30 protein-coding genes are annotated in these 25,482 nt (G+C 62.1%); 23 read left to right on the top strand and 7 right to left on the bottom strand.

Features of this window, described 5'->3' with window-relative positions; genetic code table 11:
• Positions 1–10 precede the first annotated feature (10 nt).
• The gene (locus AC1DZE_RS12055) at positions 11–373 is read right to left on the bottom strand and encodes an ArsR/SmtB family transcription factor (RefSeq protein ID WP_477700090.1); all 363 of its coding nucleotides are present in this window, start codon (positions 371–373) and stop codon (positions 11–13) included.
• A 61-nt stretch (positions 374–434) separates the two neighbouring features.
• Between AC1DZE_RS12055 and arsC the strand changes: the two genes are divergently transcribed.
• The 3 genes from arsC to AC1DZE_RS12040 all read left to right on the top strand — a co-directional run bounded on the left by arsC (position 435) and on the right by AC1DZE_RS12040 (position 2,033).
• Entirely contained in the window at positions 435–869 is a 435-nt protein-coding gene (arsC, locus tag AC1DZE_RS12050; RefSeq protein WP_477674631.1) for an arsenate reductase (glutaredoxin), read from the top strand.
• Between the two features lie 337 nt (positions 870–1,206).
• Positions 1,207–1,575: an RNA recognition motif domain-containing protein gene (locus AC1DZE_RS12045; RefSeq protein ID WP_477674632.1), complete on the top strand. Its 369-nt coding sequence runs from the start codon at positions 1,207–1,209 to the stop codon at positions 1,573–1,575.
• A 227-nt stretch (positions 1,576–1,802) separates the two neighbouring features.
• On the top strand, positions 1,803–2,033 hold the full coding sequence (locus AC1DZE_RS12040) for a hypothetical protein (protein WP_457278690.1): 231 nt from the start codon (positions 1,803–1,805) through the stop codon (positions 2,031–2,033).
• Positions 2,034–2,121: 88 nt separating this feature from the next.
• Here AC1DZE_RS12040 and AC1DZE_RS12035 read toward each other — a convergent pair whose 3' ends face one another.
• A complete protein-coding gene (locus tag AC1DZE_RS12035; protein WP_477673503.1) occupies positions 2,122–3,000 on the bottom strand; it encodes a LysR family transcriptional regulator in 879 nt (292 codons plus the stop codon).
• Positions 3,001–3,114: 114 nt separating this feature from the next.
• Here AC1DZE_RS12035 and AC1DZE_RS12030 point away from each other — a divergent pair, with 114 nt between their 5' ends.
• The 10 genes from AC1DZE_RS12030 to AC1DZE_RS11985 all read left to right on the top strand — a co-directional run bounded on the left by AC1DZE_RS12030 (position 3,115) and on the right by AC1DZE_RS11985 (position 10,545).
• The gene (locus AC1DZE_RS12030; RefSeq protein ID WP_477673504.1) at positions 3,115–3,564 is read left to right on the top strand and encodes a VOC family protein; all 450 of its coding nucleotides are present in this window, start codon (positions 3,115–3,117) and stop codon (positions 3,562–3,564) included.
• 7 nt (positions 3,565–3,571) lie between these two features.
• A complete protein-coding gene (locus AC1DZE_RS12025) occupies positions 3,572–4,486 on the top strand; it encodes an amino acid ABC transporter substrate-binding protein (RefSeq protein WP_477670913.1) in 915 nt (304 codons plus the stop codon).
• 88 nt (positions 4,487–4,574) lie between these two features.
• The gene (locus AC1DZE_RS12020; protein WP_477673505.1) at positions 4,575–5,165 is read left to right on the top strand and encodes a flavin reductase family protein; all 591 of its coding nucleotides are present in this window, start codon (positions 4,575–4,577) and stop codon (positions 5,163–5,165) included.
• Between the two features lie 189 nt (positions 5,166–5,354).
• Positions 5,355–5,495: a hypothetical protein gene (locus tag AC1DZE_RS12015; RefSeq protein ID WP_477648828.1), complete on the top strand. Its 141-nt coding sequence runs from the start codon at positions 5,355–5,357 to the stop codon at positions 5,493–5,495.
• Positions 5,496–5,541: 46 nt separating this feature from the next.
• Complete coding sequence (locus AC1DZE_RS12010) at positions 5,542–6,384, top strand: YhjD/YihY/BrkB family envelope integrity protein (protein ID WP_477673506.1); 843 nt, start codon at positions 5,542–5,544, stop codon at positions 6,382–6,384.
• 10 nt (positions 6,385–6,394) lie between these two features.
• On the top strand, positions 6,395–7,615 hold the full coding sequence (locus AC1DZE_RS12005) for a helix-turn-helix domain-containing protein (RefSeq protein WP_477700089.1): 1,221 nt from the start codon (positions 6,395–6,397) through the stop codon (positions 7,613–7,615).
• Between the two features lie 44 nt (positions 7,616–7,659).
• On the top strand, positions 7,660–8,337 hold the full coding sequence (locus AC1DZE_RS12000; RefSeq protein ID WP_477673350.1) for a Vgb family protein: 678 nt from the start codon (positions 7,660–7,662) through the stop codon (positions 8,335–8,337).
• A 149-nt stretch (positions 8,338–8,486) separates the two neighbouring features.
• Positions 8,487–9,098, top strand: coding sequence for a glutathione transferase GstA (gene gstA / locus AC1DZE_RS11995; RefSeq protein WP_477673351.1), 612 nt, complete (start codon positions 8,487–8,489; stop codon positions 9,096–9,098).
• A 45-nt stretch (positions 9,099–9,143) separates the two neighbouring features.
• On the top strand, positions 9,144–9,932 hold the full coding sequence (locus tag AC1DZE_RS11990) for a DUF899 domain-containing protein (protein ID WP_477673352.1): 789 nt from the start codon (positions 9,144–9,146) through the stop codon (positions 9,930–9,932).
• Between the two features lie 25 nt (positions 9,933–9,957).
• Positions 9,958–10,545, top strand: a complete 588-nt coding sequence (locus tag AC1DZE_RS11985) for a hypothetical protein (protein WP_477700088.1) — start codon at positions 9,958–9,960, stop codon at positions 10,543–10,545.
• A 366-nt stretch (positions 10,546–10,911) separates the two neighbouring features.
• On the opposite strand, the gene AC1DZE_RS11980 is transcribed toward AC1DZE_RS11985, so the two are convergent.
• Positions 10,912–11,220, bottom strand: a complete 309-nt coding sequence (locus tag AC1DZE_RS11980; RefSeq protein ID WP_477648835.1) for a plasmid stabilization protein — start codon at positions 11,218–11,220, stop codon at positions 10,912–10,914.
• A gap of 158 nt (positions 11,221–11,378) precedes the next feature.
• A complete protein-coding gene (locus tag AC1DZE_RS11975; RefSeq protein ID WP_477700087.1) occupies positions 11,379–12,278 on the bottom strand; it encodes a LysR substrate-binding domain-containing protein in 900 nt (299 codons plus the stop codon).
• A gap of 75 nt (positions 12,279–12,353) precedes the next feature.
• Between AC1DZE_RS11975 and AC1DZE_RS11970 the strand changes: the two genes are divergently transcribed.
• From AC1DZE_RS11970 to AC1DZE_RS11925, 10 genes are all read left to right on the top strand, one after another.
• On the top strand, positions 12,354–13,481 hold the full coding sequence (locus AC1DZE_RS11970) for an MFS transporter (RefSeq protein ID WP_477700086.1): 1,128 nt from the start codon (positions 12,354–12,356) through the stop codon (positions 13,479–13,481).
• A gap of 52 nt (positions 13,482–13,533) precedes the next feature.
• Positions 13,534–14,040, top strand: a complete 507-nt coding sequence (locus tag AC1DZE_RS11965) for a hypothetical protein (RefSeq protein ID WP_477674379.1) — start codon at positions 13,534–13,536, stop codon at positions 14,038–14,040.
• Between the two features lie 116 nt (positions 14,041–14,156).
• Positions 14,157–14,420: a hypothetical protein gene (locus AC1DZE_RS11960; protein WP_477667213.1), complete on the top strand. Its 264-nt coding sequence runs from the start codon at positions 14,157–14,159 to the stop codon at positions 14,418–14,420.
• A 111-nt stretch (positions 14,421–14,531) separates the two neighbouring features.
• Positions 14,532–15,398, top strand: a complete 867-nt coding sequence (locus AC1DZE_RS11955; RefSeq protein WP_477674785.1) for a GNAT family N-acetyltransferase — start codon at positions 14,532–14,534, stop codon at positions 15,396–15,398.
• Positions 15,398–16,267, top strand: a complete 870-nt coding sequence (locus AC1DZE_RS11950) for a UDP-2,3-diacylglucosamine diphosphatase (protein ID WP_477700085.1) — start codon at positions 15,398–15,400, stop codon at positions 16,265–16,267. Before AC1DZE_RS11955 ends, AC1DZE_RS11950 begins: the two co-directional genes overlap by 1 nt.
• Positions 16,264–17,370, top strand: a complete 1,107-nt coding sequence (locus AC1DZE_RS11945; protein ID WP_477672923.1) for a glycosyltransferase family 4 protein — start codon at positions 16,264–16,266, stop codon at positions 17,368–17,370. Before AC1DZE_RS11950 ends, AC1DZE_RS11945 begins: the two co-directional genes overlap by 4 nt.
• 50 nt (positions 17,371–17,420) lie before the next feature.
• A complete protein-coding gene (gene ppk1 / locus AC1DZE_RS11940; protein ID WP_477700084.1) occupies positions 17,421–19,514 on the top strand; it encodes a polyphosphate kinase 1 in 2,094 nt (697 codons plus the stop codon).
• 1 nt (position 19,515) lies between these two features.
• Complete coding sequence (locus AC1DZE_RS11935) at positions 19,516–19,989, top strand: SixA phosphatase family protein (RefSeq protein WP_477670896.1); 474 nt, start codon at positions 19,516–19,518, stop codon at positions 19,987–19,989.
• Positions 19,990–20,878: 889 nt separating this feature from the next.
• Entirely contained in the window at positions 20,879–21,295 is a 417-nt protein-coding gene (locus tag AC1DZE_RS11930) for a hypothetical protein (protein WP_477670895.1), read from the top strand.
• 100 nt (positions 21,296–21,395) lie between these two features.
• Positions 21,396–21,941: a DUF2867 domain-containing protein gene (locus AC1DZE_RS11925; protein WP_477672921.1), complete on the top strand. Its 546-nt coding sequence runs from the start codon at positions 21,396–21,398 to the stop codon at positions 21,939–21,941.
• A gap of 152 nt (positions 21,942–22,093) precedes the next feature.
• Here the strand turns inward: AC1DZE_RS11925 and AC1DZE_RS11920 are convergent, their stop codons facing one another.
• The 3 genes from AC1DZE_RS11920 to AC1DZE_RS11910 all read right to left on the bottom strand — a co-directional run bounded on the left by AC1DZE_RS11920 (position 22,094) and on the right by AC1DZE_RS11910 (position 25,360).
• Positions 22,094–22,561 (bottom strand): hypothetical protein, encoded by a 468-nt coding sequence (locus AC1DZE_RS11920; protein WP_477700083.1) that lies wholly within the window; start codon positions 22,559–22,561, stop codon positions 22,094–22,096.
• Between the two features lie 104 nt (positions 22,562–22,665).
• Positions 22,666–24,165, bottom strand: a complete 1,500-nt coding sequence (ppx, locus tag AC1DZE_RS11915; RefSeq protein ID WP_477700082.1) for an exopolyphosphatase — start codon at positions 24,163–24,165, stop codon at positions 22,666–22,668.
• Between the two features lie 61 nt (positions 24,166–24,226).
• Positions 24,227–25,360 (bottom strand): ABC transporter substrate-binding protein, encoded by a 1,134-nt coding sequence (locus AC1DZE_RS11910; protein ID WP_477700081.1) that lies wholly within the window; start codon positions 25,358–25,360, stop codon positions 24,227–24,229.
• Positions 25,361–25,482 lie beyond the last annotated feature (122 nt).

The raw sequence follows: 25,482 nt of genomic DNA, 5'->3' as shown, positions 1-25,482 counted from the left end.
GTAGTGGCGTTCAGCAGTTGCTGCAATCGGCCTGGGTGGCTACCTCGCAAGTGCCGCCTTCGCAGCAGTGCTCTGTCAGGTAGCCGAGCAGCGCATTCATTTGCCCGAAGTTGGCGCGGTAGATCAGGTTGCGCCCGCGCGCCTCGCTGTTGACGAGGCCGGCGTGTGAGAGCTCTTTGAGATGGAAAGACAGGGCACTCGGTGCGACGCCCAGTTGTTCGGCCATCGCGCCCGGCGTCAATCCGTCAGGCCCGGCGACGACGAGGGCGCGGAACGCGCGCAGGCGCTGGGCTTGCGCCAGCGCTGCCAGGGCCTTCACGGCAGAACCTTCCTCAAGCGGGGGAAAATCAAGGTTTGGGATTAATGCTTTCATAATTCAAATATAATTGAATTATGGAATCGATGCAACCAATCCCTTTTCAGGAGTGAAACTTATGCCTTCCGCCGTCACGATTTACCACAACCCCCAATGCGGCACGTCGCGCAATGTGCTGGCGCTGATCCGCAATGCCGGCATCGAACCCGAGGTCATCGAATACCTGAAAACCCCGCCAACGCGGGAGGCGCTGCGGGAGCTGGTTGCGCAAATGGCGGTGCCGCTGCGAGAGGTGGTTCGGGAAAAGGAAGCCGTTTACAAGGATCTCGGCCTGGACGATGCCACGCTGGTCGACGAAGCCCTGATCGACGCGATGCTGGCCCATCCCATCCTGATCAACCGGCCCATCGTCGTTACGCCGTTAGCCACGCGCCTGTGCCGGCCTTCGGAAGCCGTGCTGGACATCCTGCCCACGCCACAGCGGGGTGCGTTCAGCAAGGAAGACGGTGAACAGGTTGTCAATGACAAAGGGGAGCGTGTGGCGGGCCGTTGAGCTTCCCGTCCTTGGCGCAACGCAGTCCGGGCCGTCCGACTGCTCGGCCGGTTGCACGGGTCTGTCCATGGTCATGCATCCGCGGTAATGGCGTCTTTTCGGTCATTTCCGCTGTTTAACCGAGGGAATGGGCACCTGATTTGACAAATGCTGCGCTTATAGGCAGAAGAATGCTGGTGCCGCCGCGTTTCCTCACGCATAATCGGGAGGTGCGGCTGCCATTGCATTCGCACAGGTTAGTGATCGGTCAGTTTCGCGCGCTACGGCGGTACTTTTTAGGTTTGTTGTGCTTTCGGGACCCCATCGCTTTTGTTTTATGTATTTTTGAGGAGTCCCCATGGGCAATAAACTTTACGTCGGCAACCTGCCATACACCGTCCGTGACGAAGACCTGCAACAATCTTTCGGCCAATACGGCTCTGTCTCCAGCGCCAAAGTCATGATGGAACGCGACACCGGTCGCTCCAAAGGTTTTGGCTTTGTCGAAATGGGCAACGATGCCGAAGCACAAGCTGCAATTTCCGGCATGAACGGCCAGTCGCTCGGCGGCCGCAGCATCACCGTGAATGAAGCCCGTCCAATGGAAGCACGTCCTCCACGTAGCGGCGGCTTCGGCGGCGGCGGTGGTGGCGGCTACGGTGGCGGCGGCGACCGTTCCGGCGGTGGCGGCTACGGCGGCGGCGGCGGTGGTCGCGGCGGCTACTAAGCCCTGCAAACCCCGTCAACGGCAGAGATGCCGTTGCCAACCCGCTCTCTCGGCGTTACGTTGAGAACAGCATAAAAGGCTTCAGAACTTCGGTTTTGAGGCCTTTTTTCTTTGGGGCTGGGTAATATCTTTGGGGCTGGGTAATATTTACCTGCGGGCACATTGCCGGGCGGTCACAACGTTTGCAGTTCACGTGTGCAGGGTGTTTCGTGGCCTAATGCCCCTCTATGAAGGTTCACAAGGTGCACGACGCGACCATCCTCATGCTGGGCGACAGTCCTCCACCGGGCGACTTCGATCTATGCATCTATGAGGCAGAAGACGGCGACGGATGGCAAGGCTTTGTTGCCGGGCGCGCCGGGTCAGCCAGTGCCGAATTTCGGCTTGCAAGTGCCTCGGCTACCTATGAAGCCGCACTGGCCAGCTGGATGGAGTCCAACCGGGGTCACGGCCGGTGACCATCTGGACGGCATCTGGCACGACGGGGATGAGCCTCCGGAGCATCCCCTGTGTCACAAGCGCTGCCGATCTTGATGGCAAAAAACTTTATGGAACAGGCGGCGACAGGGCCTCGCGAAGACATCTTTCAAGGGCCTGCGTGACGCGCCGTCGGGAACTCATGCCTTTGCGCAGAATGCCGATCTCGCGGTAAAAAGTTTTTTCACCCAGCGAGATTGCGCGCACACCCGGTGGCATGGGCAGGTAGGCCTCCACCATCGGTACCAGCGCAACTCCCAGGCCTTCGGCGACAAGGTTCATCAGGCCCGTGATCTCGTCAAGCTCGATGGAGTCCTGCACCGCCAGTTTGTTCTCGCGCAGGAACCGGGTCACCAGACGCCCACCGAAAGACGTGCGCTCATAGCGCAAAAAAGGCTGCGACTGGAGCAATGCGCGCCAGTCCCGCCCTTTGATTTCCTTGCGCACGAGCAACTTGAAGGGTTCGTACATCAAGGTTTGCCAGGTCATTTCCGGCAGGATGCCGAACGGGGGCCGGATCATCACCGCCGCGTCGATCTCAGCACTGTCGAGCTGGTCCATCAGCTTCATGGACACGCCGGGAGCAATGTGGACGAGCAGTTTCGGGTTTTCCTTCCTCAGTGCCGCCAGTGCTCGGGGAAGCACCGAAGACTGAACAGAGGCAATGGCGCCGATCCGCAAGGTGCTGGCAAGCTCGTCATCGGTGCCCGCATCGCCCAGTTTTGAGAAAAGCAGAACAATCTCTTCGGCACGCGCGAGCACCCTGGCGCCCGCTTCGTTGAGCACCGCGGAACGCCGTGTACGGTCAAAGAGCGCCAGCCCGAGGGACTCTTCCAGCCGCTGGATCTGGCTGCTCACGGCGGACTGGGTCAGTCCAATCTGGCCGCCGGCGGCGGAAAAGCCGCCGTAACGCACCACCGCGATCAAGGTTTTCAGCTCGGTAATCACATGGGTTTCCCATTAATTCATCGAGATTATTGATTCTCAGGTTGAATATATATCGTTTTTCAAAGTGCATCAATCAACCTAAAGTGCGGCTTCCACGACTCAAAGAGGCTTTCGATGACCACGCCAAACGCAACCACTCCCGCCAAAGCGCTTCCGCCATTTCATCTGGCATTCCCCGTCCACGATCTCGCCGTCGCACGCCGGTTTTACGGTGAATTACTGGGCTGCCCCGAAGGCCGCAGCTCCAGCGAATGGGTCGACTTCAACTTCTACGGCCACCAGATCGTGGCGCACCTGGCGCCCGACGAATGCGGCCACCGCCAGACCAGCGCCGTTGACGGCCACAACGTTCCCGTTCGCCATTTCGGCGCGATCCTGTCCCTCCCCGAGTGGGATGTCCTGGCGGCCCGGTTGAAAGCAGGGGGCACGCAGTTCGTCATCGAACCCTACGTCCGTTTCAAGGGTGAGCCCGGTGAACAGGCCACCATGTTCTTCCTCGACCCGTCCGGAAACGCCATCGAGTTCAAAGCCTTCGCCACGCTCGACAGCCTGTTTGCCAAGTGAAGGAAGCATGATGATGAAATTGGTAGCCTGTTCGGGCATTGCCGCAGCGTTCACCCTGGCGGGAGCTGCGGCCACCGCGCAGCCAATCGACACGCTCAAGAAGATCAAGGAGACGGCAGCCGTCACCATGGGCGTCCGTGAAGCCTCCGGCGCCATGTCCTATACGCTGGGCGCAGGCGAATACACAGGGTTTCATGTGGACATCTGCAAAAGGGTGATCGCGGATATCCAGAAACAGCTGGGCCTGGCGAAGCTGGACGTGCGTTACCAGTCCGTCACCGCGCAGAACCGGATCCCGCTCGTCCAGAACGGCACGGTAGACCTGGAGTGCGGGACAACGACGAACAACGCCGCACGCCAAAAGGATGTGGCCTTCGCGCCCACGCTCTACATTGAAGAAGTCCGGGTCGCCACCAAAACCAGGACCGGAATCACCAGCCTGTCCCAGCTTGCCAACAAGACGGTGTCCGCCACATCCGGCGCCACAGCCGTTCAGCTTATCCGCAAGCACGAACGCGCGGCGGGCGTCGACTTCAAGGAGGTTTATGGCAAGGACAACAGCGAAGGTTTCCTGCTTCTTGAAAATGACCGGGCCGAAGCGTTCGTGGCGGACGGCCAGATCCTGGCCACCATGATTTCCCAGTCAAAACAGCCGAAAAACTATGTGGTGCTGAAAGAAGTCCTGAGCGTCGAGCCGATTGCCATCATGCTGCCCAAAGGGGATGCCCCCTTTAAACAGGCGGTGGACGCCAGCATTGCCAGAATGGCGAAAAGCGGCGAGGTCGCAAAGCTCTATGACAAATGGTTTGTCCAGCCGATACCGCCGAACAACACACAGGTAGGCATGCCCGCATCGGAGCTGACCAGGGCGGCATGGGCCAACCTGAGCGACAAGCCGCTGGAAGACTACACGAAGAAGTAGCGAGGAACGGGGCGAGGGGAGCAGCCCGCCCTGAAACGCGTCGGGCCCAACATAATCGGCAGCATGAAATGCACCAGGAAGAAATGACATGACACACTTCAAGGAAGTCGCCCTCGCACACGCCAGCCGCCTGATCAATCACGGCCCAACGGTTTTGGTGACGAGCGCGCACGGCACGGCGCGCAACGTGATGGCCGCCGCCTGGTCGATGCCCGTGGAGTTCACGCCGCCTCGCATTGCCATCGTGATCGACAAGAAAACCTATACGCGTGAACTCATCACCGCCAGCGGTGGCTTCGGCATATGTCTTCCGTGCACGGCCCTGGCCGGCTTGACGCATGCAGTCGGTAGTGAGTCCGGCCGCACGGGCGACAAGTTTGCGCACTACGGCTTGAAGGCCCGCACGGGGCCGGTACTCGGCATGCCCGTGCTGGAGGAGGGCTGCGCGGCATGGCTGGAGTGCCGGCTGATCCGCGAGCCGCATACCGAAGACGCGTACGACACCTGCTTTGCGGAGGTGGTCGCTGCCGCCGCCGATGAACGTGTGTTCCAGCAGGGGCACTGGCGCTTCGGCGACGACAACCTCGATCTGCAGACGATTCACCATCTGGGAGGCGGAAATTTCGTCAGGCCGGCGGGAATGTTTCATGCCGGTGATGCGGCGGCAAAGAGGCCCTGAATCGATCACTTGCCAGGAGTTGGTTTCAACCCATAGCGGCCCCAAATGTCACGGATGGCCAGGCGAAGGCCTTGTTCCATTTCCAGATCACTCGTGAACACGAAGGCGAAGCGCGGACAGTACAAACGTACGGCCAGCTAAGCCGACAAAGTGCACGGATGATCTGGAAATGGAATTACCATTGCGGCCATGAAAACAACCTACATCTTCGGCGCCATCCTGGCTTGCAGCGTCATCGGCGCATTGGTCGGTGCCCGTTCGGTCAAGACCGGACTTCTGGTGACATCAGGGCTGCTGTCCCTTTATGGCCTGTTCCGCCTGTTGGGTTGAACGTACCGCCATTTCCTGACCGGCGCGACACGAGCCTCCCAATTCCATGGCAACCAGCCGAAACCAGGGCAACCTGATCACTCGCCTCCTGCAGCGCGGCAGGGAAGAGCGCATCGCCCAGGCGGCGGGCGGTCTCACTTTCACGATGGTGATGTCCATGGTGCCGATGCTGGCGGTGAGCTTCGCACTGTTCGCGCGCACGCCAGCGCTGCATGCCACCGGTGACGCGATTCGCGAGCACCTGCTGCGCGGCCTGTTGCCGGAGGGTATCGCCAAGACGGTGCTGAAGCACCTGGCGCAGTTTGCGGGCAATGCCAGTGGCCTCACGCTGGTGGGCTTTGCGCTGCTGCTGGTGTCGGCCCTGACGCTGCTGCTGAGCATGGAAAACACGCTGAATCGCATATGGCAGGTGAAGAAACCCCGCCCCGTGCTGCGCCGGTTGGCTTTGTACGCAGGCATGCTGCTCACGGGGCCGGTGCTCATCGGCGCCAGCCTGTGGGCTGCGTCTTATCTGGTGGCGGCTTCCAGCGGGCTGGTGGGCGCGCGGCCTGCCTGGGTGCCGCATGCCATTAACCTGGGGCCCGCCATTCTGAGCGCCATCGGCTTCACCTGCCTGTTCCGCTTCGTGCCGAACACCGTCGTGCGGTGGAGTCATGCGATTGCGGGCGGCCTGCTCGCGGGTATTGCCTTTGAGCTGGGCAAGTACGGCTTTGCGATTTACCTGGCCAACGTGCCCACCTACCGCACGATCTACGGCGCCTTTGCGCCGCTGCTGGCTTTTCTGGTGTGGGTGTACTACTCGTGGCTCGTCACACTGGCCGCGGCGCTGGTCAGCGCCAGCCTGCCGCGCGCCGGGGCGCAACCAGCGCGGCGGCTGTCACGGGCATAACCATGTCAGCATGGATTCACTGATTGCCGCCTCCGCCCGCGCACTGGCCGCCGGCGATGCGCTCGGTGCCCTCAAGCGCGTTGCCCTGCGCGACGACCCGCCGGCTCTGGCTTTGCGCGGCATCGCCATGGCCCAGCTTGGCGAGCACCCGCGCGCCCGCGAGCTCCTGAAACGCGCCGCACGCGGCTTTGGCGTGCATGAAGAATTGGCGCGCGCACGCTGCGTTGTGGCAGAAGCCGAGGTAGCGATGGCCATGCGCGACTTTGGCGGCTCACCACGCGCACTGGCAGCGGCAGCGGCCACGCTGGAGGCGCACGCCGACACAGCCAATACGCTGCAGGCGTGGCTCATCACCGCACGACGGCTGTTGCTGCTGGGTCGGCTTGATGAGGCCTCTGTGGCGCTGACGAAGCTGGATGCGCGCGGCTTGCCGCCTTCGCTGCGGGCCGTGGCTGAACTGACTGCTGCCGAACTAGCGCTGCGCTCGCTGCGCGTCGGCGACGCGCGGATGGCGCTGGCGCGTGCGCATGCAGCGGCCGAACGTGCGCAGGTGCCGGCGCTCATGGCCGAAGTCACCGAAGCGCGCGCTGCGCTTGACCGGCCCGCCGCCCGGCGCCTCACCGCCGGCGGCGAACAGGCGCTGCGCCTCGATGAGGTTGCGGCACTCCTGGCTTCGGACGCATTGGTGGTCGACGCCTGCCGCCGTGGGCTGGGGGCCGGAGACCAGTGGCGGCCGCTGGCGCGGCGGCCGGTGTTGTTCTCGCTGGCACGTTCACTCGCCGAAGCATGGCCTGGTGATGTGAGCCGCGAAGCGCTGATCGAATCCGCCTTTCGCACCAGGCGCCCCGACGAGACGCACAGGGCGCGCCTGAGGGTCGAAATTGGCCGCCTGCGAGCGCTGGTCAAAACACTCGCAAGCATCGAAGCCACTGAGCGGGGCTTCATCCTGAAGCCGCTGGCTGGGCGCGACGTGGCTGTGCTGGCACCGCCCATTGACGGCGAGCAGGCCTCGCTGGTGGCGCTGCTGTCGGACGGCGCGGCCTGGTCCACTTCGGCACTGGCGCTGGCCTTGGGGGCAAGCCAGCGCACCGTGCAGCGGGCGCTGGCCGATCTGGAAGCCGGTGGGCGGGTGCGCTCCATGGGCCGGGCACGGGCTCAGCGCTGGCTGGCGCCGCCGCTGGCCGGATTCACGACGATCTTGTTACTCCCCGCTTCGCTACCGATTGGATAGAGTTGACTCCATGGCGCCGACGGACGGTGCATTAAGGAGCAACGATGAGCAGCAAGACAATCAAAAGCAAAGCCGAGCCCAAGGCGCGCCCCGCCGAGATCGTGCGCGAATACAGCTTCCCCGGCGTCAACGACGTCGCCGGTGTCACGCATGATGGCCAGCGCGTCTGGGCCGCCACCGGCGCAAAAATCGTTGCTTTCGACCCCGCCAGTGGCGAGCAAACGCGCACGCTGGAATGCGCCGGTGACGCCGGTACCGCCTTCGACGGCAAACACCTCTACCAGATCGCCGAGACGCGTATCGACAAGATCGACCCGGCCACGGGCAAAGTGGTGGCCACCATCCCGGCGCCCGGCAGTGGCAGCGACTCGGGCCTGACCTGGGCCGAAGGCAGCCTGTGGGTGGGCCAGTACCGCGACCGCAAGATCCACCAGGTGGACCCGAAGACCGGCGCCATCCAGCGCACGATTGAATCCAACCGTTTCGTCACTGGTGTGACGTGGGTGGACGGCGAACTCTGGCACGGCACCTGGGAGGGCGATGACAGCGAGATCCGCCGCATCGACCCGAAAAGCGGCGCCGTGCTCGAGCGGCTGGAAATGCCGAAAGGCACCGGCGTCAGCGGACTGGAGTCCGACGGCGCAGACCTCTTCTATGCGGGCGGCGGCAAGAGCGGAAAAGTCCGAGCCGTTCGGCGGCCTAAAGCAGAAAAAGCCGCATAGAACACAGCGCAGGCCTCCCCTGCGCTGACAACCCCATTCGGTCACAAGGACCGATAACGAGCGCACCTGTTACCAGCACGGGTCGGGCAGCGCATTGACCCACGCAACGCAAACCCAAGCAAACGGCTCACCGAGCCAAGGAGAAAACCATGAAGCTTTACTACAGCCCGTCCGCCTGTTCTTTGTCGCCGCACATCGTGGCCAATGAGTTAGGCCTCGCCATCGAACTCGTGAAGGTCGACGTGGTCGCCAAACGCACCGAGCACGGCGAAGACTTTCTCGCCATCAACCCCAAAGGCCTGGTGCCCGTGCTCCAGCTGGACGACGGCACCGTACTGACGGAAGGCCCCGCCGTTGTGCAGTACCTTGCCGACCTGAAGCCTGACGCGCAGCTGGCACCCGCCAGTGGCAGCATGGCGCGCTATCGCCTGCAGGAGATGCTGGGGTACATCAATTCAGAACTGCACCAAGGCTACATGCCGCTGTTCAACCCAGCCTGCAGCGATGAGGTTCGCAGCGCGCGCATGGCCCACCTGCACAAACACTATCGCCTGCTGGAAGCCACGCTGGGCCGCACACCGTTCCTGTTGGGCGACCGTTTCACGGTGACCGATGCCTATTTGTTTGTGGTCACGCGCTGGGCGGAGTTCGTCAAGCTGGACCTGTCGGCCTTTCCCAGGCTGCTGGCGTTCCAGGCGCGAATCGCTGCCCGGCCTGCCGTGCAGGCCGCCATGCACCGCGAACAACCGGCAAGCGCCTGAGCGCGGACTACCCATCCACCCACCCGTTTAACCCAGGAGAACACCATGAATACCACCATGACCGAAACATCCGCCATGAAGCACTCCGTTGTGTCCAGAGACAAATGGCTGGCCGAGCGCAAGACGCTGCTGGCCCAGGAGAAAGAACTGACACGCCTGCGCGACCGGATAGCCGGCGAGCGCCGTGCGCTTCCCTGGGTCCGTATCGAGAAAAACTACATCTTCGACACGCCCGAAGGCAAACGCTCGCTTGCCGACCTGTTCGAAGGGCGCCGCCAGCTGATGGTGCAGCACTTCATGTTCGGCCCGGGCTGGGAGCAGGGCTGCCCGAGCTGCTCTTACATGGCAGACCACACCGCCGGCATGCAGATCCACCTGGAGAACCGCGACGTGAGTTTTGTGGCCGTCTCGCGCGCCACGCTGCCCGAGATCGAGCGTTTTCGCCGCCGCATGGGCTGGAACTTCAAGTGGGTTTCTTCGAACAGCAGCGACTTCAACTACGACTTTCACGTGAGCTTCAAGCCCGAGGAAAGGGTCAACGGCACCGTCAACTACAACTACGGCATGACCGAATTCCCGGCCGAGGAAGCGCCCGGCATCAGCCTGTTCTACAAGGATGACGCAGGCCAGGTTTTCCACACCTACTCGACCTACGGGCGCGGTGTGGAGGTAATGATGGGCACCTACAACATGCTGGACCTCACGCCCAAGGGCCGGGACGAGCATGACGGGTTTTACAAGATGGACTGGGTGCGCCACCACGACCGCTACGAAACTGCGTCCGCATTCACGCCCGCGCCCGAAGCCGATTCGTGCTGCAGCACCAGGGCCTGAGCAGTCCGCGACCGGCGCGCACATCATGTCAAGCTTTTGGCCGTGGCTTGTGGTGGCAGGGGTCGGCGCCCTTCATGGGCTGAACCCCGCCACCGGCTGGGCGCTCGCCGCCGCCTGGGGCTTGCGTGCACGCGACCGGTCGCAGGCGCTGCGGGCGCTGGTGCCTATTGCAGCCGGGCACACCGCATCGATCGCGCTGGTGGCTGGCGCGGTGGCAGGGGGCCTGGCGCTGGATCGCTTCACCCTGCAGGTCCTGGCAGGCGGCTTGCTGGTTGCTTTCGCCGTGGTTCACCTGTCGGGCCGCGCACCCAGGGCGGCGCGCGCGCCGGCGGGGCACGCCGGGCTGGCGCTCTGGTCTTTCATGATGTCCACCGCGCACGGCGCCGGCTTGATGCTGGTGCCGGCCCTGATCCCGTTGTGCGCAGGGGAGGCGCGGGCAGCGGAGCTGGCAGGGTCAGGACCGCTGGCGCTCGCCCTCGCGGCAGTAGGCGTTCATACCGCGGCGATGCTTGCCGTCACCGGTTTGGTCGCCACCGGGGTTTGCCGTGGTTGGGATGCCGGTGCCCGTGTGATCAATGCTCGCAAGCGGGTACGGCCTCCGGCGCAGGGCTGATGGTGATGTGGCTGCGCGAAGCGCTGGCCAGGCTCCACAGGCTGCCATGGCCGAGGTAGTTGCTGCTTCCACTGTCTGGGTGCTGTTTGATTTGCTATCTTTTCTATAGCTTCTCGCGCAGGTCCCTATTGGGCTTGAGCGCGATTTGATGTCCGAAACAGGCAAAAAAACGGCAGTTTTTGAGCATTTCGATGTTTTTCCTCTGCCTAAGCGCCTTTTTGGGTGCCTTGAGGGCCCGTTTTTTAGGGGTAATTTAGCCCTTCGAGGCAATATGGATGGGCGCGAGCAGCTATCAAAACAATAGCGATTTCGCCGCGCCGTGCGCAGCCATTTCGACCGCCTGCAGCCGGAACACACCCGGCGGGGCTATTTCCTGGCCGCATTCCGCTTGCGGGTGGCGGCGGCTTTTTTGGCAGAGGCTGACCGCTCTTCCGCACTGCGGGAAGCTGCGGCTGCGCCGCCAAGGCGCCCGCCTTTGCGGGACGGTGCATGGTTTTCCGCCTTGCCGCGGCCCGAGCCCGACTTTTTGCCGCCGCCAGTTTCCTTGTTGACGGTGGCCCAGGCCCGGCGCTCGGCTTCTTCCTTGCCGACGCCGCGGTCTTCGTAGCCTTCTTCAATGTGTTCAGCCTTGCGCTTTTGCTTGTCGCTGTAGGCAGATTTGTCGCCTCTGGGCATGTCGGTTCTCCTTGGCTGGGTTTTCTTCGCCGTGATCGCTGTGATCGCTGTGATCGCGAGAGCTTGAAAATACTGCACCGGGGCAGGGCGCTTCGCGCGCGGCATTCCCGAAAAAAGGTCGGTGATCTCCTACGCGGCGCGGCGCTTCGCTGCCGGTCTCAATCTTCCGCTGAAGGCGCGGCGTTCAGTTCATCCATCAGCCACTGCGCAAACTGCTGCGTCTCCGGGGCGGCATTGGGCGCAAGGCCAAAATAGTGGCGACCCAGCGCCATCCGCAATTCCGGCAAGGGGCTTATCAACCGTCCCGCCGCCATGTCATGGGTAATTTGCGATACCGGCGCCAAGGCAAAACCCAACCCGTCGACGGCGGCCTGAAGCACAAAGTGCAAATGATCAAATTGCAGGCAACTGGCTGGATTCAACTCTGGCGCGTTCACCTGCTTTTTCCAGTTCTCCCAATCGTGGCTGCGCGATTTGGATAACAGCAAGACATGGGACGCCAAAGAGTGCGGGCCGGTGACGGGGCGGCTGGCAAACAATGCGGGCGACCCAACAACAAGAACTTCGTCCTCCAGAAATGGATGAATCTGCATCGCCAGCGGCCACCCCCTGGTGCTCCGCCGGATGGCCAGATCGAATTCATCCACCGCTTTGTCTGGCGGCAAGGTGCTGGTCATCACCTGCGGTTCGATGTCAGGGTGCTTCGCCACGAACGCTGACAACCTTGGAATCAGCCAGCGCACCGCGAACGTGGGCCGGACGTTGATCTTGACGGCGCGCAATGGCGTTCCACCCCTGAGTGATTCGGCGGCTGCGCCAATCTGCTCGAGTGCGGGGCCCACTTGCGTATGGAACTGATGGCCGGCTGCCGTCAGAAGAACTTGCCGTGTTTTCCGCTCGAACAGGTCCACGCCGAGATAGGTTTCCAGCGCCTTGATCTGGCGGCTGATGGCGCCGTGCGTTACATGCAATTCCAGGGCAGCCCGGCTGAAACTCTGATGGCGCGCCGCCGCAGCGAAAGCACGGACCGCGTTCAACGGAGGCAGGCGAGGCAACATGTGTGCAATTTTCTCACACGTGCCGCGCACTAATATCGTTTGTCGGGAGAGGCGGCCCTGCGCACCATACAAGCCATGCAACAGATCACGGCTTCTACTTCCGACCGCAACTCGCGCCATGCCGCCATGGTGCTCGGGCTCTCACTTCCGGGGGACACGGTGCTCTACCTGCTCCTGCCGATGTTCGCTCCTGCGTTTGGCGTCACCTTGCCCGAAGCGGGCATTCTCCTGGCCGCCAACCGCCTGGTGCGAATAGCGGGCTACGCAGCGGTGGCAAGGTTTTACGCCCGCAACGGTGAACGGCTCACCTGCTCACTGGCGGCGCTAGCGGCCGCGGTGTGCGCACTGGGCTACGCGATGCTGACCGGGTTCGTCGCCCTGTTGTTCTTGCGGCTCTTGTGGGGCCTGGCCTTCGCAGCCCTGAACCTGGCCACCCAGGCATTGGCCACTGCCGAACCGGCGGGCGCTGCGCGTCGGGCAGGGCGGTCCCGCGCATTCACGGCACTGGGGCCCATGCTTGCTTTGCCATTGGGCGGGGTGTGTGCGCTTTGGTTTGGCCCCAAAGTTATTTTTTTCCTGTTCGCGGCTGTTGCGTTGAGTGCCTTGCTCGTCTCGCGGCAGCTGCCAACCGCCGCGCATGCCGAGCCGGCACCACGAAAAACAGGAATCAGGCTTCCGGGCGGGCTGGACATCTTTTCCTTCACGGAAGGCCTGGTGCTGGACGGCCTCTTCATCATCGGCCTGTCTTATCTGGGCCGTGACCTGTTGCCCGGCAACCCGGTCATCGTGGCCGGGCTTCTGCTGTCGGTCCGCTACCTGGCGGAAATTGTCTTGAGTTCTGCCGGCGGACACATGGCTGAAAAGCATGGCGTCGAAGTTCTTCTGGTGACCTTCTCCGTGCTCACTTCTGTTGCCCTGGTGGGCTTTGGTTTCGGCTGGCTGTGGACTTGCGCACTTGCCATTGTGGTTTTGCGTGCCTTGCTGTTGCCGCTGCTGCCGCCGCTGGTTGCACTGCGCACGCCGGGGCCCGGACGCATACAGGCTCTCGCCACACGCTCGGTCTGGCGCGACATGGGCGCCGGCGCAGGCCCGGTGCTGGCCGGCCTGTTGTTGCCCATCGTGCCCTCCGCATGGATTTACGGCGTTGCTGCACTTCTTCTTTCGGTCACCGCCATGGCCTGCCTGAGGCAGCGCAGCAACTGAGCGCGCATCCGATACCACTTTTTTCATTCCCTCTTCTTTTGGAGATTTTCACTTGGACATTCACCACACACTCATCAATTGCGCCGGGGGCACGGTCGCGTTACCAGTCAGCCCGATGAACCATCGAAGCGATGGCGGACATTTGCTGGTCAATCCGCCCCGGCCGGTGTGGGAAAGAAGTGAACTGACCCCCGATGAACTGGCGCTATGGGCCTGCCTGGTCGCAGCCACCGCAAGAGCCATGCTGGAAACACTGCCCCAGCTCGCCGGAGGGTGCCTGAACTACTGGGAGGCCGGTAACAACGCGCTCAACGAACTGGCGCATCCACCCGGACCAAAAACCCCCCAGCTTCACCGGAAAATGCATCTGCATATCTTCGGAAGAAGCCCAAAAGCGAGTCACCCCGATTGGCAATGGGGCGAACCACCGCAGTTTCCAAAATTTGCTTCATCCAAAACCTGGGCGGCTCAGTTCAGCCGTCTGGAGGCGGACGAATGCGAGGCCATAACAAAGAGGCTCGAAGTGCTGTTGGCAACCAGGTACGCGTTGGGCTCTTAAACGCGCTGCGCAGGCGGCCGATGCGTGCCCGCCACACGACGCGAATTTCTTCCCGTGTCACACAACTGCCATTGAACTGACACGAACGCGTCACCCCCGGCTCCCAGAATCACGCCATGACCAGCATGACGGAGCACCCGATGAATGACGGACAAGCGCAGGGCCCCAGCCGCACCTTGAGCAGCGGCATCCAGGACTTCAACAAGCAGTGCCTGCGCATCCTGCGCTGCACCGCACAAGCCCTGGCAAACAGCCCTGGCGGCTTGCGTTTCAAGGCGGGCACCCGGCCCTGGCTTGAGGGTCTTTCGAATGCGCGGCCGATGCTGGCCGCCGGTTTGGGGCGACGCGACAAGGTGGTTTCGCTGACCGCCGGTGATTGAGAGTCAAAGCCCCTTTTTTGGGGCTTTTTTACAGCGCGATTTGAAGTTGCTGAATTGCCGAGTTGATGAGTTGCTGAAGTTGTTGAGACACCAGGAAACAAGGAGTTAGCCATGAAAGAACTGCCCAATCCCACCTTTGCATTGTCGCCAGTCGCAATGCCACGGGGGTCACTTCATCAAAGCGGTCATGCTGTCATTCCCGCCGTTGTTCAAAGGCCTGCCGTGGGGAAAATCACGGTCAGCTGGGCCCGGCACCAGGACGAGGTCCGGCAGGCACAGCGCCTGAGGTACCAGGTCTTTGCGCTCGAAATGGGCGCGAACCTCTCGAAGACGTTGCCAGGCCACGATGTGGACCTGTTTGACGACTATTGCGAACACCTGCTGGTGCGCGATGCCGACAGCCAGGAAGTCATAGGTACCTACCGTGTGCTGACGCCCACCCAGGCAAAGCGCGTGGGCAGTACCTACAGCGACACCGAGTTCGACCTGACCCGCCTGCGCTCCCTGCGTGAGCGCATGGTCGAGCTGGGCCGCAGCTGCGTGCATGCCGACCACCGCCACGGCGGCGTCATCCTGGCGCTGTGGGGTGCGCTGGCTGAGTTCATGGTCCGCAACCAGCTGGACACGATGATCGGCTGCGCCAGCATCCCGATGCAGCACAACGGTGTGTCCAGCGGGCATGCGGCCGCCAGCATTTGGCGCCAGGTGCGCCAAACGCATCTGGCACCCATTGAATACCGCGTGACGCCGCGCCTGGCGCTGCCGGTGGAAAAGCTGGACGACACGCTGGACGTGGAGCCGCCCGCGCTGATCAAGGGCTATTTGCGTCTGGGTGCCAAGGTGCTGGGCGCACCGGCCTGGGACCCGGACTTCAATTCGGCCGACCTGCCCATGATGATGCGCATCGCCGACCTGCCGCCGCGCTACCTCAAGCATTTTTCCGGCAGGCCTGTGTCGGGCAGCCCTTCGGAGGCCTGATGCGCAGCATGTTTGACGCCATGGGCGCGCTGGGCAATGGCTTAGTCGCGAACAACGACGATCGTGATGGCGATGACGACGACTCGCTGCGCAAGCGCTATCGCACCATCTTCATTTCCGACATCCACCTGGGCACACCCGGCTGCCAGGCGGTCGCGCTGCTGGATTTTTTGAAGGCCCACCCGAGCGACAACCTGTACCTCGTGGGCGACATCGTCGACGGCTGGCAGCTGCGCCGCCGCTGGTACTGGCCGCAGTCGCACAACGACGTGGTGCAAAAACTGCTGCGCCGCGCCCGCAAAGGCTGCCGCGTGGTCTATGTGCCGGGCAACCATGATGAGTTTGCGCGTGAATTTATTGGCAACCAGTTCGGCGGCATCGAGGTGATCGATGAAGCCGTGCACACCACCGCCGACGGCCGGCAGCTGTGGATCATCCACGGCGACTACTTCGACGCCGTGGTGCAGTGCGCCAAATGGCTGGCCTACGTGGGCGACAACCTCTATGAATTCACACTCAAACTCAACCGCCACCTCAACAGCCTGCGCGCCCGTTTGGGGCTGCCGTACTGGTCGCTGTCGGCTTACCTGAAGCAAAAGGTCAAGAGCGCGCTCAATTACGTCACCGACTTTGAAGAGGCCGTGGCCAATGAAGCCCGCCGCCGCGGCCACCAGGGCGTGGTCTGCGGGCACATCCACCGCGCCGAGATGCGCGACATCAACGGCGTGCTGTACTGCAACGACGGCGACTGGGTGGAAAGCCGCACCGCGCTCGTGGAAAACTTCGACGGCACCCTCGAGCTGGTGCACTGGGCGCCCGCGCATGAAACGCAGGGCCGCGGGCATGTAGCTTCCACGGTGACCGCATGAGGGTCGCTCTTGTAACGGACGCCTGGCAACCGCAGGTCAATGGCGTGGTCACCACCCTGGTGGAGTTGGTGCGTGAACTGCAGGAGTTGGGGCACCAGGTGGAAGTGATCCAGCCTGGCCTCTTCAAGACGCGGCCTTGCCCGGGTTATGCCGGTATTGACCTGGCGGTACGCCCCAAGCGCGGCCTGACCGAAAAGCTCGATGCCTTTGCGCCTGAGGCCATCCACATTGCCACCGAAGGCCCGCTGGGCTGGGCTGCGCGCAGCTATTGCCTCAAGCGCGGCCTGAAGTTCACCACCGCATTTCACACCAAGTTCCCCGAGATCCTTCATGCGGCATTGAAGATTCCGCTGTCCTGGGGTTATGCGCTGTTCCGCCATTTCCACAGGCCCTCGTCGGGCGTGATGGTGCCTACCCATGGCGTGCTGCGCATGCTGGAGCAGCGGGGCTTTCAGAACCTGCGCAGCTGGACGCACGGCGTGGACACGGAGCTTTTCGGCTTTGAGCCGCAAGCGCGGCTGTACCCGCCCATGGGGACGGTGGTGCGGCCGGTGTCGTTGTTTGTGGGCCGGGTGTCGTATGAGAAAAACATCGAGGCTTTCCTCAGGCTGGACATTCCGGGGACCAAGGTGGTCTGCGGGGTAGGGCCCCTGGAGGCAACGCTCAAGGAGCGTTATCCGCAGGTCCGCTGGATGGGTGTTCTGCCCCGGGATGAGCTGGCCAAGGTCTACGCGGCGGCCGATGTGTTTGCCTTTCCCAGCCGGTCGGAAACTTTTGGCCTGGTGATGCTCGAAGCCATGGCAGTCGGCACACCGGTAGCCGCCTACCCGGTCGATGGCCCGCTGGAGGTGCTTGGAAAGCCCGATGGAAGCTGTCACGGCGGTGTCATGCATGAAGATTTGCAACAGGCTTGTTACAGCGCATTGGCTGTGCCGCGCCATGAAGCCCGTTTGCGCGCGCTGGACTTCAGCTGGGCCCATGCGGCGCAGCTTTTCGAGTCGTTCCTCGTAACCGCCGGGCACAACAACGCCATGAGCGGTACTTGCCAGCCTTTTCAGGCGGGTGCACCATCAGTCAAAAGTACTGTCACGCCATTGTCATGAAACACGTCAACACTGTGACTTGTTGTTAATGACAAAGACCACTCTTGTTGATGCCCACTTCACCCGCCTCGGTGGCAGCCGCTGCGCCACCCGTCCAGTTCCTGGACCGCGACCACAGCATTCTTGCCTTCAATGAGCGGGTGCTGGACTGGGCCAGGCGCCCGGACGTGCCGCTGCTGGAACGGCTGAGGTTTCTCTGCATTGTCTCGTCCAACCTGGACGAGTTCTTTGAAGTCCGGACCGCGCCCCACCTGACGGCGGCGCAGGCCAATGAACAAAAAGCGCTGTATTCGGTGCAGTCTTTCGCCGCACTTTCTGCGGCAGCCCACGACATGGTGGCGCGCCAGTATTCGCTCTACAACGACGAGCTGCTGCCGGCCTTTGAGCGGCAGGGCATACGCATCGTCTCGCACGGCGAGCGCAATGCGGCCCAGCGGCGCTGGGTGAAAGCATATTTCGAAAGGGAAGTGCGGCCGTTGTTGATTCCAGTCGGGCTGGACCCTTCGCATCCGTTCCCGCAGGTGGCCAACAAGTCGCTCAACTTCATCGTGCGGCTGGGCGGTCATGACGCCTTTGGGCGCGACAACGACATTGCCATCGTCAAGGTGCCGCGCGTGTTGCCGCGGCTGATTCATATGCCTTCGCACGGCAAGGACAAGAGCCGGCTGTTCGTGTCGCTTTCCAGCGTGATCCGGGCACACCTGGCCGAGTTGTTTGCCGGCCGCGAAGTGGGGCAGTTTTCGCAATTCCGCGTCACCCGGCATTCTGACCTGGCCGTGGATGAAGACGACGTCAAGAACCTGCGCACCGCCTTGCGCCAGGGCCTGGAGCAACGCCATTACGGGCAGGCTGTTCGGCTGGAGGTTTCTGCGGGCTGTTCGGAATACCTGGCCAGCTTCCTGCTCAGGCAATTCAACTTGCCGACGCAGTCCCTGTACCGGGTGCACGGCCCCGTCAACCTGGTGCGGCTGACGCAACTGGTGGACCTGGTCAATGACCCCAAACTGCTCTTCCCCGGCTACAGCGCGTGTTACCCCACCCAGTTGCAGCTCGGCCAGTCGTTCTTTGAGCGGCTCAAGGAAGGCGACGTTTCCATTCACCAGCCTTTTGAAAGTTTTGACGGCGTGCTCGCCTTCCTGCGCGAGGCGGTTAACGACCCGCAAGTGCTGGCAATCAAGCAGACCATTTACCGCACAGGCACCGACTCGGAGCTGATGGTGCTGTTGCGCGAAGCGGTGCGCCGCGGCAAGGAAGTGACGGTGGTGGTGGAGCTCAAGGCGCGCTTCGATGAAGAGGCCAACATCAACTGGGCGGAAATGCTGGAGTCGATAGGTGCGCAGGTGGTGTACGGCGTGGTGGGCCTCAAAACCCACGCCAAGATGCTGCTGGTGACGCGGCGCGAAGGCAAACACCTGGTGCGCTATGCCCATCTTTCCACCGGCAACTACAACCCGCGCACGGCCCGCCTTTACACCGACCTGAGCTACCTGACGGCCGACCCGCTGATGACGGCTGACATCGACAACGTGTTCGTGCACCTGGCCAGCCAGAGCCGCCTGCCCAAGCTACACCATTTGCTGCTGGCGCCGTTCCAGCTGCACCGCAAGCTGATCGAGAAAATCGATTCGCTGGGCGAAGCCGCCTTGCAAGGCAAAGACACGCGCATCGTGGCCAAGATGAACGCGCTGACCGACGAAGACCTGATGCAGGCGCTGGTGAGGGCGGGGCAGCGCGGCGTGAAGATCGACCTGATTGTGCGCGGCGCGTGCATGCTGCCGGCGCAGGTTCCCGGTGTCACGGACAACATCCGAGTGCGCTCCATCATCGGCCGCTTCCTCGAGCATTCACGGGTGTTTTATTTCCGCTGTGCTGAAGAGGAAACCTTGTTGCTTTCCAGCGCCGACTGGATGAACCGCAACATGTTGCGCCGGGTTGAACTGGCCTGGCCTGTGACCGACCCCGTTCTGCGCCAGCGCATCATCGACGAGTGCCTGGTGGCCTACCTGCATGACGGGCGCGACGCCTGGGATCTGCAGCCTGACGGCACTTACCTGCGCGTGAACCCGCAGGGCGATGCCCCGCGCCACGGTGCGCAAGCGGCCTTGATGGCACGCTATTCGGCTCCCCATCACCAGGAAAAATAACATGGACCTGATCCTGTGGCGCCATGCAGAGGCAGAAGACTGGCCCGAGGGTGACCCGCAGGGCGGAAGCGATCTTGAGCGCTCACTGACGTCAAGGGGCGAGAAGCAGGCGGCCCGCATGGCCAATTGGCTGGACCGTCAGTTGCCCGAAGGCGCGCGCATTTTCGTTAGCCCGGCACGGCGCTGTGAGCAGACCGCGCTGGCGTTGGGACGCAAATACAAAATCCGCAGTGAGCTGGCGCCCGACGCCACGGTTGAACAGCTGCTGGAACTGGTGCAATGGCCGTCGGCCAGGTCGCCGATTCTGGTGGTGGGCCACCAGCCCAACCTGGGGCAGGCCATCGCGCAGCTGCTCAGCTTGCAGGAAAGCGAATGCCCGGTCAAGAAGGGTGCGCTTTGGTGGCTTCGCAGCCGCGACCGGGATGGCCTCAACCAGACCGTCGTGGTGACCGTGCAGTCGCCTGAAGTTCTCTGAAACAGCAGCACACTCAAAGCCTGCCCGCGGACAAAAAAACGGACCCAATACAGGTAAGTTTTCCCGGTGCCAAGGCTATAGTGCAAATACCGCCGTTCCAGGGCCTGATCCAGTTTCTTATGTCCAGATTAGATCGCAACCGCCAGGTTATGCCGCAGGTTTTGCGGCATACATTACGTTAAGCAATCCTTTTGATTCGCCAGTTCTAAGGAATTCGATGCATGCTCTAGGCGCTATATTGCTGGTCATTGCGGGCGCCATTTGGGTGATAGGGGGCCAAATTGTCGTGGGTCGGTGTCACAAGCGGTACGGGAAAGAGTTGACGTACAGGCAGTACAAATTGCCCTGGTCTATTTTCAATTCAGAAGAGTGGAAATTGACTGCAATTCTTGCAATTGCTTCGCTTTCTTTGGGAGGACTTGGTGCGACATTTGTGCAGTGGTAAAAGGACGAGTTTGTTTAACACAACGCTGGACGCTGTCACGCAAGCGTGCCGGTCAGCTCGGCGTTAAACCATATGTCCTTTTGTTCATCTTGCGGAGAGGTCATTGGAACCAATGCCACAAGCTGCCATCAGTGCGGCGCTGGGGTTGGAACTATTCGGGGATGGATGCCTCTTGGTTCGCCTCCTCCGTCTGAACTCACTTTTAGGCCGTCATTCGCTGGAAAAGCATTTGCCGTTGGGCTCGTTGGGTTGGCTCTGGTCGCGGCTTTCTTGCTTTTTGGCAGTTGAAACACTATGCATGCTCCTTTCCTGTTGATCACCGTTCGGCATGCAAGTGAAAGCGGTATGGTTGCCTCGGCATGCAGCAGGTTTCCTCCGTCGGCCCAAAGGCGATCGCCTTCGGCGTCACCTGGCCTCCAACGTTAGGCGCCGAAAGGCGGACCCATGCTGCTGCTCAAGTCGCTCGTAGCCTGGGTGCTCATACTGTGCCTGGCAGTGGCAAATGGCGCTTTGCGAGAGGCGGTTCTCATTCCTTCTCTTGGCAGGGCCGGCGGTTTGGTTCTGAGCGGTGTATTGCTTTGCGTGTGCGTGGCGCTGGTCGCCTATGTCCTTGTTCGCATTGAGCAAGGAATCTTGGTCAAGCAAAGTGCGTTTGTAGGCGTTCTTTGGTTGTGCCTGACACTGGCCTTCGAGTTCGGCTTCGGGCGTTACATCCAGCACAAGCCTTGGCCTGAGTTGCTCGCCGCGTATACGTTCAAAGGCGGTAACCTCTGGCCTGTCGTCCTTCTCGTCACTCTTCTGGCGCCATACTGGGCAACGCTCGCTCACGCAAGGTCGAGGCATGCAAAGAGCGGTGCCTAACCCCTCCGTCGAGCGGACGTCTTCCGGCAAGCTTCGCTTGCCTCCAGCCGCCGCTCATAGCAAACGTTAGACCTCAGAACCCAACTACTGGCTCGAACACATGTCAACCCAACAGCACCGCGTAACGCCTGTATCGCTTCCTCCAGAGTCGGCAGTTACCAGAGCCTACGCATCGACGAATCTCGCAGATGCCTACTCGATCGAGCTTCCACCCGGAGCGTCGACCAATCCCGAACTGCTGGCGAGGTTCATCTTTTCCCATCAGGCACCGTGGGTTGGTACCCTCATGTCGGTCCGGGATGCGGTCGTCGGCAGGGTCGGCCTCAAAACCGCCAGGCAACTCACTTCACTTGAAGCGCAGGGCAAAACAGGCCGTCTTGGCATCTTCAAGATCTACGGCACAAGCCCGACCGAAGTTGTCTTTGGAGAAGACGACAAGCACCTGGACTTCAGGCTTTCTGTCCTCTGCTCCAGTCAGCCGTTGCCGGGAGGCAAACGCAACCTGACTTTATCAACCGTGGTCCATTGCCACAACCGCCTGGGTCGTCTCTATATTCTTGTCATCGCCCCGTTCCACCGCTTGGTCGTTCAATCCAGTCTTCGTCGTGCTGCCCGAATCGGCTGGCCGCTGGCAGCGGAGGCGTAAACCAGATTCCCGGTCGCCACGTGTAGCCCGCTGAGGGCCCCCCCCTCATCGAGGGGACGTCCGCAAGCAAGCTTCGCATGCTTGCGGCCACCGCTCGTGTCAAACGTTAGTTGGCATGAAAGCTGGGAGCTCCTGCAGTTCCTTTGCGTGGCTTAAGAACCAAGCGTAGGCCGGCCGGTCTTGATGGCGGGGACCTGCTCCAGCGCCGTCAGGAAGGCGGCGTCGGACAGGGTGGCCAGCAGCTTGATGCCCGCGCGCAGCAGTTCGCTTTTCTTGGCGGGGCGGGTCAGTTTGGCGGCGCGTTGCTTCAGGCCGTCAAGCACCACGTATTCGGTTTTCGGAATGGTGAAGCTGTCGCGAACCAGTTTGGGCTTTTTGGTTTTTTCCGGCTTTGCGGTTTTGGCGGTTTTGGCGCTGGCTTGTGGTTTTGCCGCAGGCTTTTTGGCGCCGGCCTTTTTCACGATGGCTTTCTTGACCGTGCCTTTGCCGGCCGGGGCCTTGGCAGGAGGCGATTTTTTCGGGGCGGGCTTGGCGGCGGTTTTCACGGGTGCCTTGGGCGTTGCGGCCGGTTTAGGTGCCGGTGCGGCGGGTTTTGCAGTTGCTTTTTTGCGGGTTGCCATGGATTGATCCTTTTTGGTGAGCGGTCGAATAAACCGTATATATAGTTTATACGGTTTGTTTAAAAACCGTCAAGGCCTGGTCTGGCGTGGCAGAAGGAGGGTGCTCAGGGGCCGGGCACAACCAGCGTCCACGGCGTTTTTTGCCACGCCAGGACTTCTTCCTGCAGCAGATGGGCCGATTGCGGGAAGGCCTGCGCCCAGCCGGCGCGGCAGTTCAGTACAAAAATCTTTCCGGGCTCGGCGCTGCTTTCGAGCTGGAGGCCTTTGAGGTCAGGGTCGCGCCGGGCGTGGCAGAGGATGACGGCCAGGCGCAGGCACAGCAGTTGCTGGACGAACACGCGGTCTTCGAAATTGACTTCAAGCTTGCGCAGCTTGCCGCGGTGGCCCAGCACCAGAAGGCTCAGGCGATGCAGTTCGGGCAGGGCAAAGCCCGGCGCGTCGGCGTTGTCCAGGATGTAGGCGCCATGCTTGTGATAGTCGCTGTGCGAGATCTGGCTGCCGATCTCGTGCAGCTCTGCGGCCCATTCCAGCTTGCGCTGGAAGCGGGCAGATTCCGCAGCGGGCATGCCCTTGCCGGCCATGACGAACAACTGCCTGGCGACTTTGCTGACGCGTTGGGCCTGTGCGTTGTCGGTATTGAATTTGCTGGCCAGGCGCTGCACGGTGGTAGAGCGCAAATCGGTCAAATCCTGCTCACGGTCCACCAGGTCATAGAGCACACCGTGGCGCAAGGCGCCTTGTGCGGCTTCCATTTGCGCGATGCCCAGGAGATCGAACACGGCCCTCAGCACGCTCACACCGCCGCCTATGACGGCGCGCCTGTCGTCTTTCATGCCGTCGAGCTTGAGGCGATCGGCGCTTTGCGCCTTGAGCAGCCGGTCCAGCAGCCAGTCGAGGCCTTCTTGCGTGACCATGCCCGCGGGCCAGCCCGAGGCTGTCAGTACGTCGCTAACGGCGCCAATCGTGCCGGAAGACCCATAGGCGGTGTCCCACGCATCGGCGCGGTAGATATTGACGGCTTCGTCAAGCACCGCCTTGGCGGCGACCTCTGCCGTCTGGAAGGCGCGCGGGTTGAACTGCCCGTCGGGGAAATACTTCATCGACCATGCCACGCTGCCGACGCGATAAGACTCCATGGTCCTCGCGTCCAGCCCCTTGCCGAGGATCATTTCGGTGGAGCGCCCGCCGATGTCCACCACCAACCGGCGTTCATCGGACTGGGGCAGGAGGTGGGCAACACCCTGATAAATCAGGCGGGCTTCTTCGCGGCCCGGGATGACGTCAATGGCAAAGCCGAGGATTTTGTGGGCGCGTGCGAGGAACTCTTCGCGGTTGCGCGCTTCACGCAGGGTCTGCGTGGCGACGGCGCGAACCTGGTACTTCTTGAAGCCGGCCAGCCGTTCACCGAAGCGCGCCAGGCAGTCCCAGCCGCGCTGCATGGCTTCCGGGGTCAGGTTGCGGTCGGCATCCAGCCCGTTGCCCTGGCGAACGGTTTCCTTGAGGTATTCGGTGCGGTGAATCTGGCCGGCATCAAAGCGGCCGATTTCCAGCCGAAAGCTGTTGGACCCGAGGTCTACAGCGGCGAGCAGCGTTCCATTTTGCATACCTGAGTTTAAGCTCCCAACATAGCCATCGCGCGGGACTCTCATCAGCATTTCTGGGTGCCTAGCCGATCAACCGGCCGTCGACGGTCATCATGCTTTGCGTGACGTAGGTGCCGCTTCTGCGCTGGGGATTGAAGCTGATGCTGAATCCGCCGACATCGAACTTTGTGCGGCGCTGAAAGGCGGCGAGAACGCTCTGGCGGTTCAGGGCGCCGTCGACGTCATTGAGCACTTCGTAGGTGTAGCGTGCTGCAATGAATCCTGCCAGGCTCAGGGGTGTGGGCGGTTCGTCAAAGAGGCGCGAAAGCGTTTCACGGTAGCTTCTGACCACCGGAAGGCTGGCATTGACCAGGGGCACGGGCTGGGTGGCTATGACCGGGGTATTGCGCGCAGCGCCCATCTGCAGCATGGTTTGCAGGTTCACATCGGCCAACGCCACGACATAGCGCTGGCGGGCCTGCTTTTCCAGGCCCTGGGTGAATTCGGCGAGCTCCGGCGTTCCGCCCACAAAAAGCAGCACTGCGGGTGTACGGGGCGTGAGTTTCTGGCCCAGCGCGCGCAGGTCGTCTGTTGCCTTGAAGGGCTGCAGCTTCAGTTGCATGTCCAGGGCAATGCGCTCGACATCCGCGTGATAGGCAGCGTGATCCTGTGCTGTGGCGTAAATCGCACCCAGCTCCTTGAGGCCCATGGTTGAAAGGCTTTTGAGCGCATAGGCAATCTGTTCCTGGCGCGCGGCGAAGATGGGAAAGGTCTTGTCGTCGATCTCGAGGCTGGAGTTTTGCAGCCACGGGGCAGCGTGGGGGATGCCCAGCCCGCCCTGGCGGGACAGCGCCACGATCTGGCTGGCAACCTGGTCGCCGACACTGCCGGAAAGCACCATGCAGGCGGGGTTGTCCTTGACCGAGTCCAGTGCCGCGCGCAGGCTTGCGGGGGTGCCGTCCGTTTCAAGTGCCAGATGCTGGACCTGCCTGCCGCGGACGCCGCCGCGCAGGTTGATGTCCTGCCAGGCGGCGCGTGAGCCGATCAGGAAGTCCTTGGAGACATCCTGCTGGGCCTGGGAAAAATCAACCGGCTGGGCCACGACGATGCTGCGCGATGAAGCGCCCTTGCCGGGCTGGGCCCAGGCTGGGCTCGCAATTGCTGCGGCAACCAGGCCGGCGCGGCGAAGCAGCCGGCGGCGACTAACTAAAGGCATTTGAGCTGGCATGGATGTTCCCCGGTGCGAGGCGACTTGCCGTGCACGGATTGCTACTAAAACAATAGCTGCTTGCGCAGGCTCCATAAGGTCTGGAGCACGAAATTGCACAAATTCAATAG

The organism is Polaromonas sp. P1_F1, from assembly GCF_056405795.1.
This window is presented reverse-complemented; position numbering and strand designations above follow the sequence as displayed.

Coding starts and splice junctions, on each gene's coding strand:
- AC1DZE_RS12005 (WP_477700089.1), top strand. CDS start 6,395: ATGGATTCACTGATTGCCGCCTCCGCCCGCGCACTGGCCGCCGGCGAT.
- AC1DZE_RS11955 (WP_477674785.1), top strand. CDS start 14,532: ATGAAAGAACTGCCCAATCCCACCTTTGCATTGTCGCCAGTCGCAATG.
- AC1DZE_RS11960 (WP_477667213.1), top strand. CDS start 14,157: ATGACCAGCATGACGGAGCACCCGATGAATGACGGACAAGCGCAGGGC.
- AC1DZE_RS12020 (WP_477673505.1), top strand. CDS start 4,575: ATGACACACTTCAAGGAAGTCGCCCTCGCACACGCCAGCCGCCTGATC.
- gstA (WP_477673351.1), top strand. CDS start 8,487: ATGAAGCTTTACTACAGCCCGTCCGCCTGTTCTTTGTCGCCGCACATC.
- ppx (WP_477700082.1), bottom strand. CDS start 24,165: ATGCAAAATGGAACGCTGCTCGCCGCTGTAGACCTCGGGTCCAACAGC.
- AC1DZE_RS11970 (WP_477700086.1), top strand. CDS start 12,354: ATGCAACAGATCACGGCTTCTACTTCCGACCGCAACTCGCGCCATGCC.
- AC1DZE_RS11910 (WP_477700081.1), bottom strand. CDS start 25,360: ATGCCTTTAGTTAGTCGCCGCCGGCTGCTTCGCCGCGCCGGCCTGGTT.
- AC1DZE_RS12015 (WP_477648828.1), top strand. CDS start 5,355: ATGAAAACAACCTACATCTTCGGCGCCATCCTGGCTTGCAGCGTCATC.
- AC1DZE_RS12010 (WP_477673506.1), top strand. CDS start 5,542: ATGGCAACCAGCCGAAACCAGGGCAACCTGATCACTCGCCTCCTGCAG.
- AC1DZE_RS12000 (WP_477673350.1), top strand. CDS start 7,660: ATGAGCAGCAAGACAATCAAAAGCAAAGCCGAGCCCAAGGCGCGCCCC.
- AC1DZE_RS12045 (WP_477674632.1), top strand. CDS start 1,207: ATGGGCAATAAACTTTACGTCGGCAACCTGCCATACACCGTCCGTGAC.
- AC1DZE_RS11975 (WP_477700087.1), bottom strand. CDS start 12,278: ATGTTGCCTCGCCTGCCTCCGTTGAACGCGGTCCGTGCTTTCGCTGCG.
- AC1DZE_RS11950 (WP_477700085.1), top strand. CDS start 15,398: ATGCGCAGCATGTTTGACGCCATGGGCGCGCTGGGCAATGGCTTAGTC.
- AC1DZE_RS11980 (WP_477648835.1), bottom strand. CDS start 11,220: ATGCCCAGAGGCGACAAATCTGCCTACAGCGACAAGCAAAAGCGCAAG.
- AC1DZE_RS11990 (WP_477673352.1), top strand. CDS start 9,144: ATGAATACCACCATGACCGAAACATCCGCCATGAAGCACTCCGTTGTG.
- AC1DZE_RS12055 (WP_477700090.1), bottom strand. CDS start 373: ATGAAAGCATTAATCCCAAACCTTGATTTTCCCCCGCTTGAGGAAGGT.
- ppk1 (WP_477700084.1), top strand. CDS start 17,421: ATGCCCACTTCACCCGCCTCGGTGGCAGCCGCTGCGCCACCCGTCCAG.
- AC1DZE_RS11920 (WP_477700083.1), bottom strand. CDS start 22,561: ATGGCAACCCGCAAAAAAGCAACTGCAAAACCCGCCGCACCGGCACCT.
- AC1DZE_RS12025 (WP_477670913.1), top strand. CDS start 3,572: ATGATGATGAAATTGGTAGCCTGTTCGGGCATTGCCGCAGCGTTCACC.
- AC1DZE_RS11930 (WP_477670895.1), top strand. CDS start 20,879: ATGCTGCTGCTCAAGTCGCTCGTAGCCTGGGTGCTCATACTGTGCCTG.
- AC1DZE_RS11985 (WP_477700088.1), top strand. CDS start 9,958: ATGTCAAGCTTTTGGCCGTGGCTTGTGGTGGCAGGGGTCGGCGCCCTT.
- AC1DZE_RS11945 (WP_477672923.1), top strand. CDS start 16,264: ATGAGGGTCGCTCTTGTAACGGACGCCTGGCAACCGCAGGTCAATGGC.
- AC1DZE_RS12040 (WP_457278690.1), top strand. CDS start 1,803: ATGAAGGTTCACAAGGTGCACGACGCGACCATCCTCATGCTGGGCGAC.
- AC1DZE_RS11935 (WP_477670896.1), top strand. CDS start 19,516: ATGGACCTGATCCTGTGGCGCCATGCAGAGGCAGAAGACTGGCCCGAG.
- arsC (WP_477674631.1), top strand. CDS start 435: ATGCCTTCCGCCGTCACGATTTACCACAACCCCCAATGCGGCACGTCG.
- AC1DZE_RS11925 (WP_477672921.1), top strand. CDS start 21,396: ATGTCAACCCAACAGCACCGCGTAACGCCTGTATCGCTTCCTCCAGAG.
- AC1DZE_RS12030 (WP_477673504.1), top strand. CDS start 3,115: ATGACCACGCCAAACGCAACCACTCCCGCCAAAGCGCTTCCGCCATTT.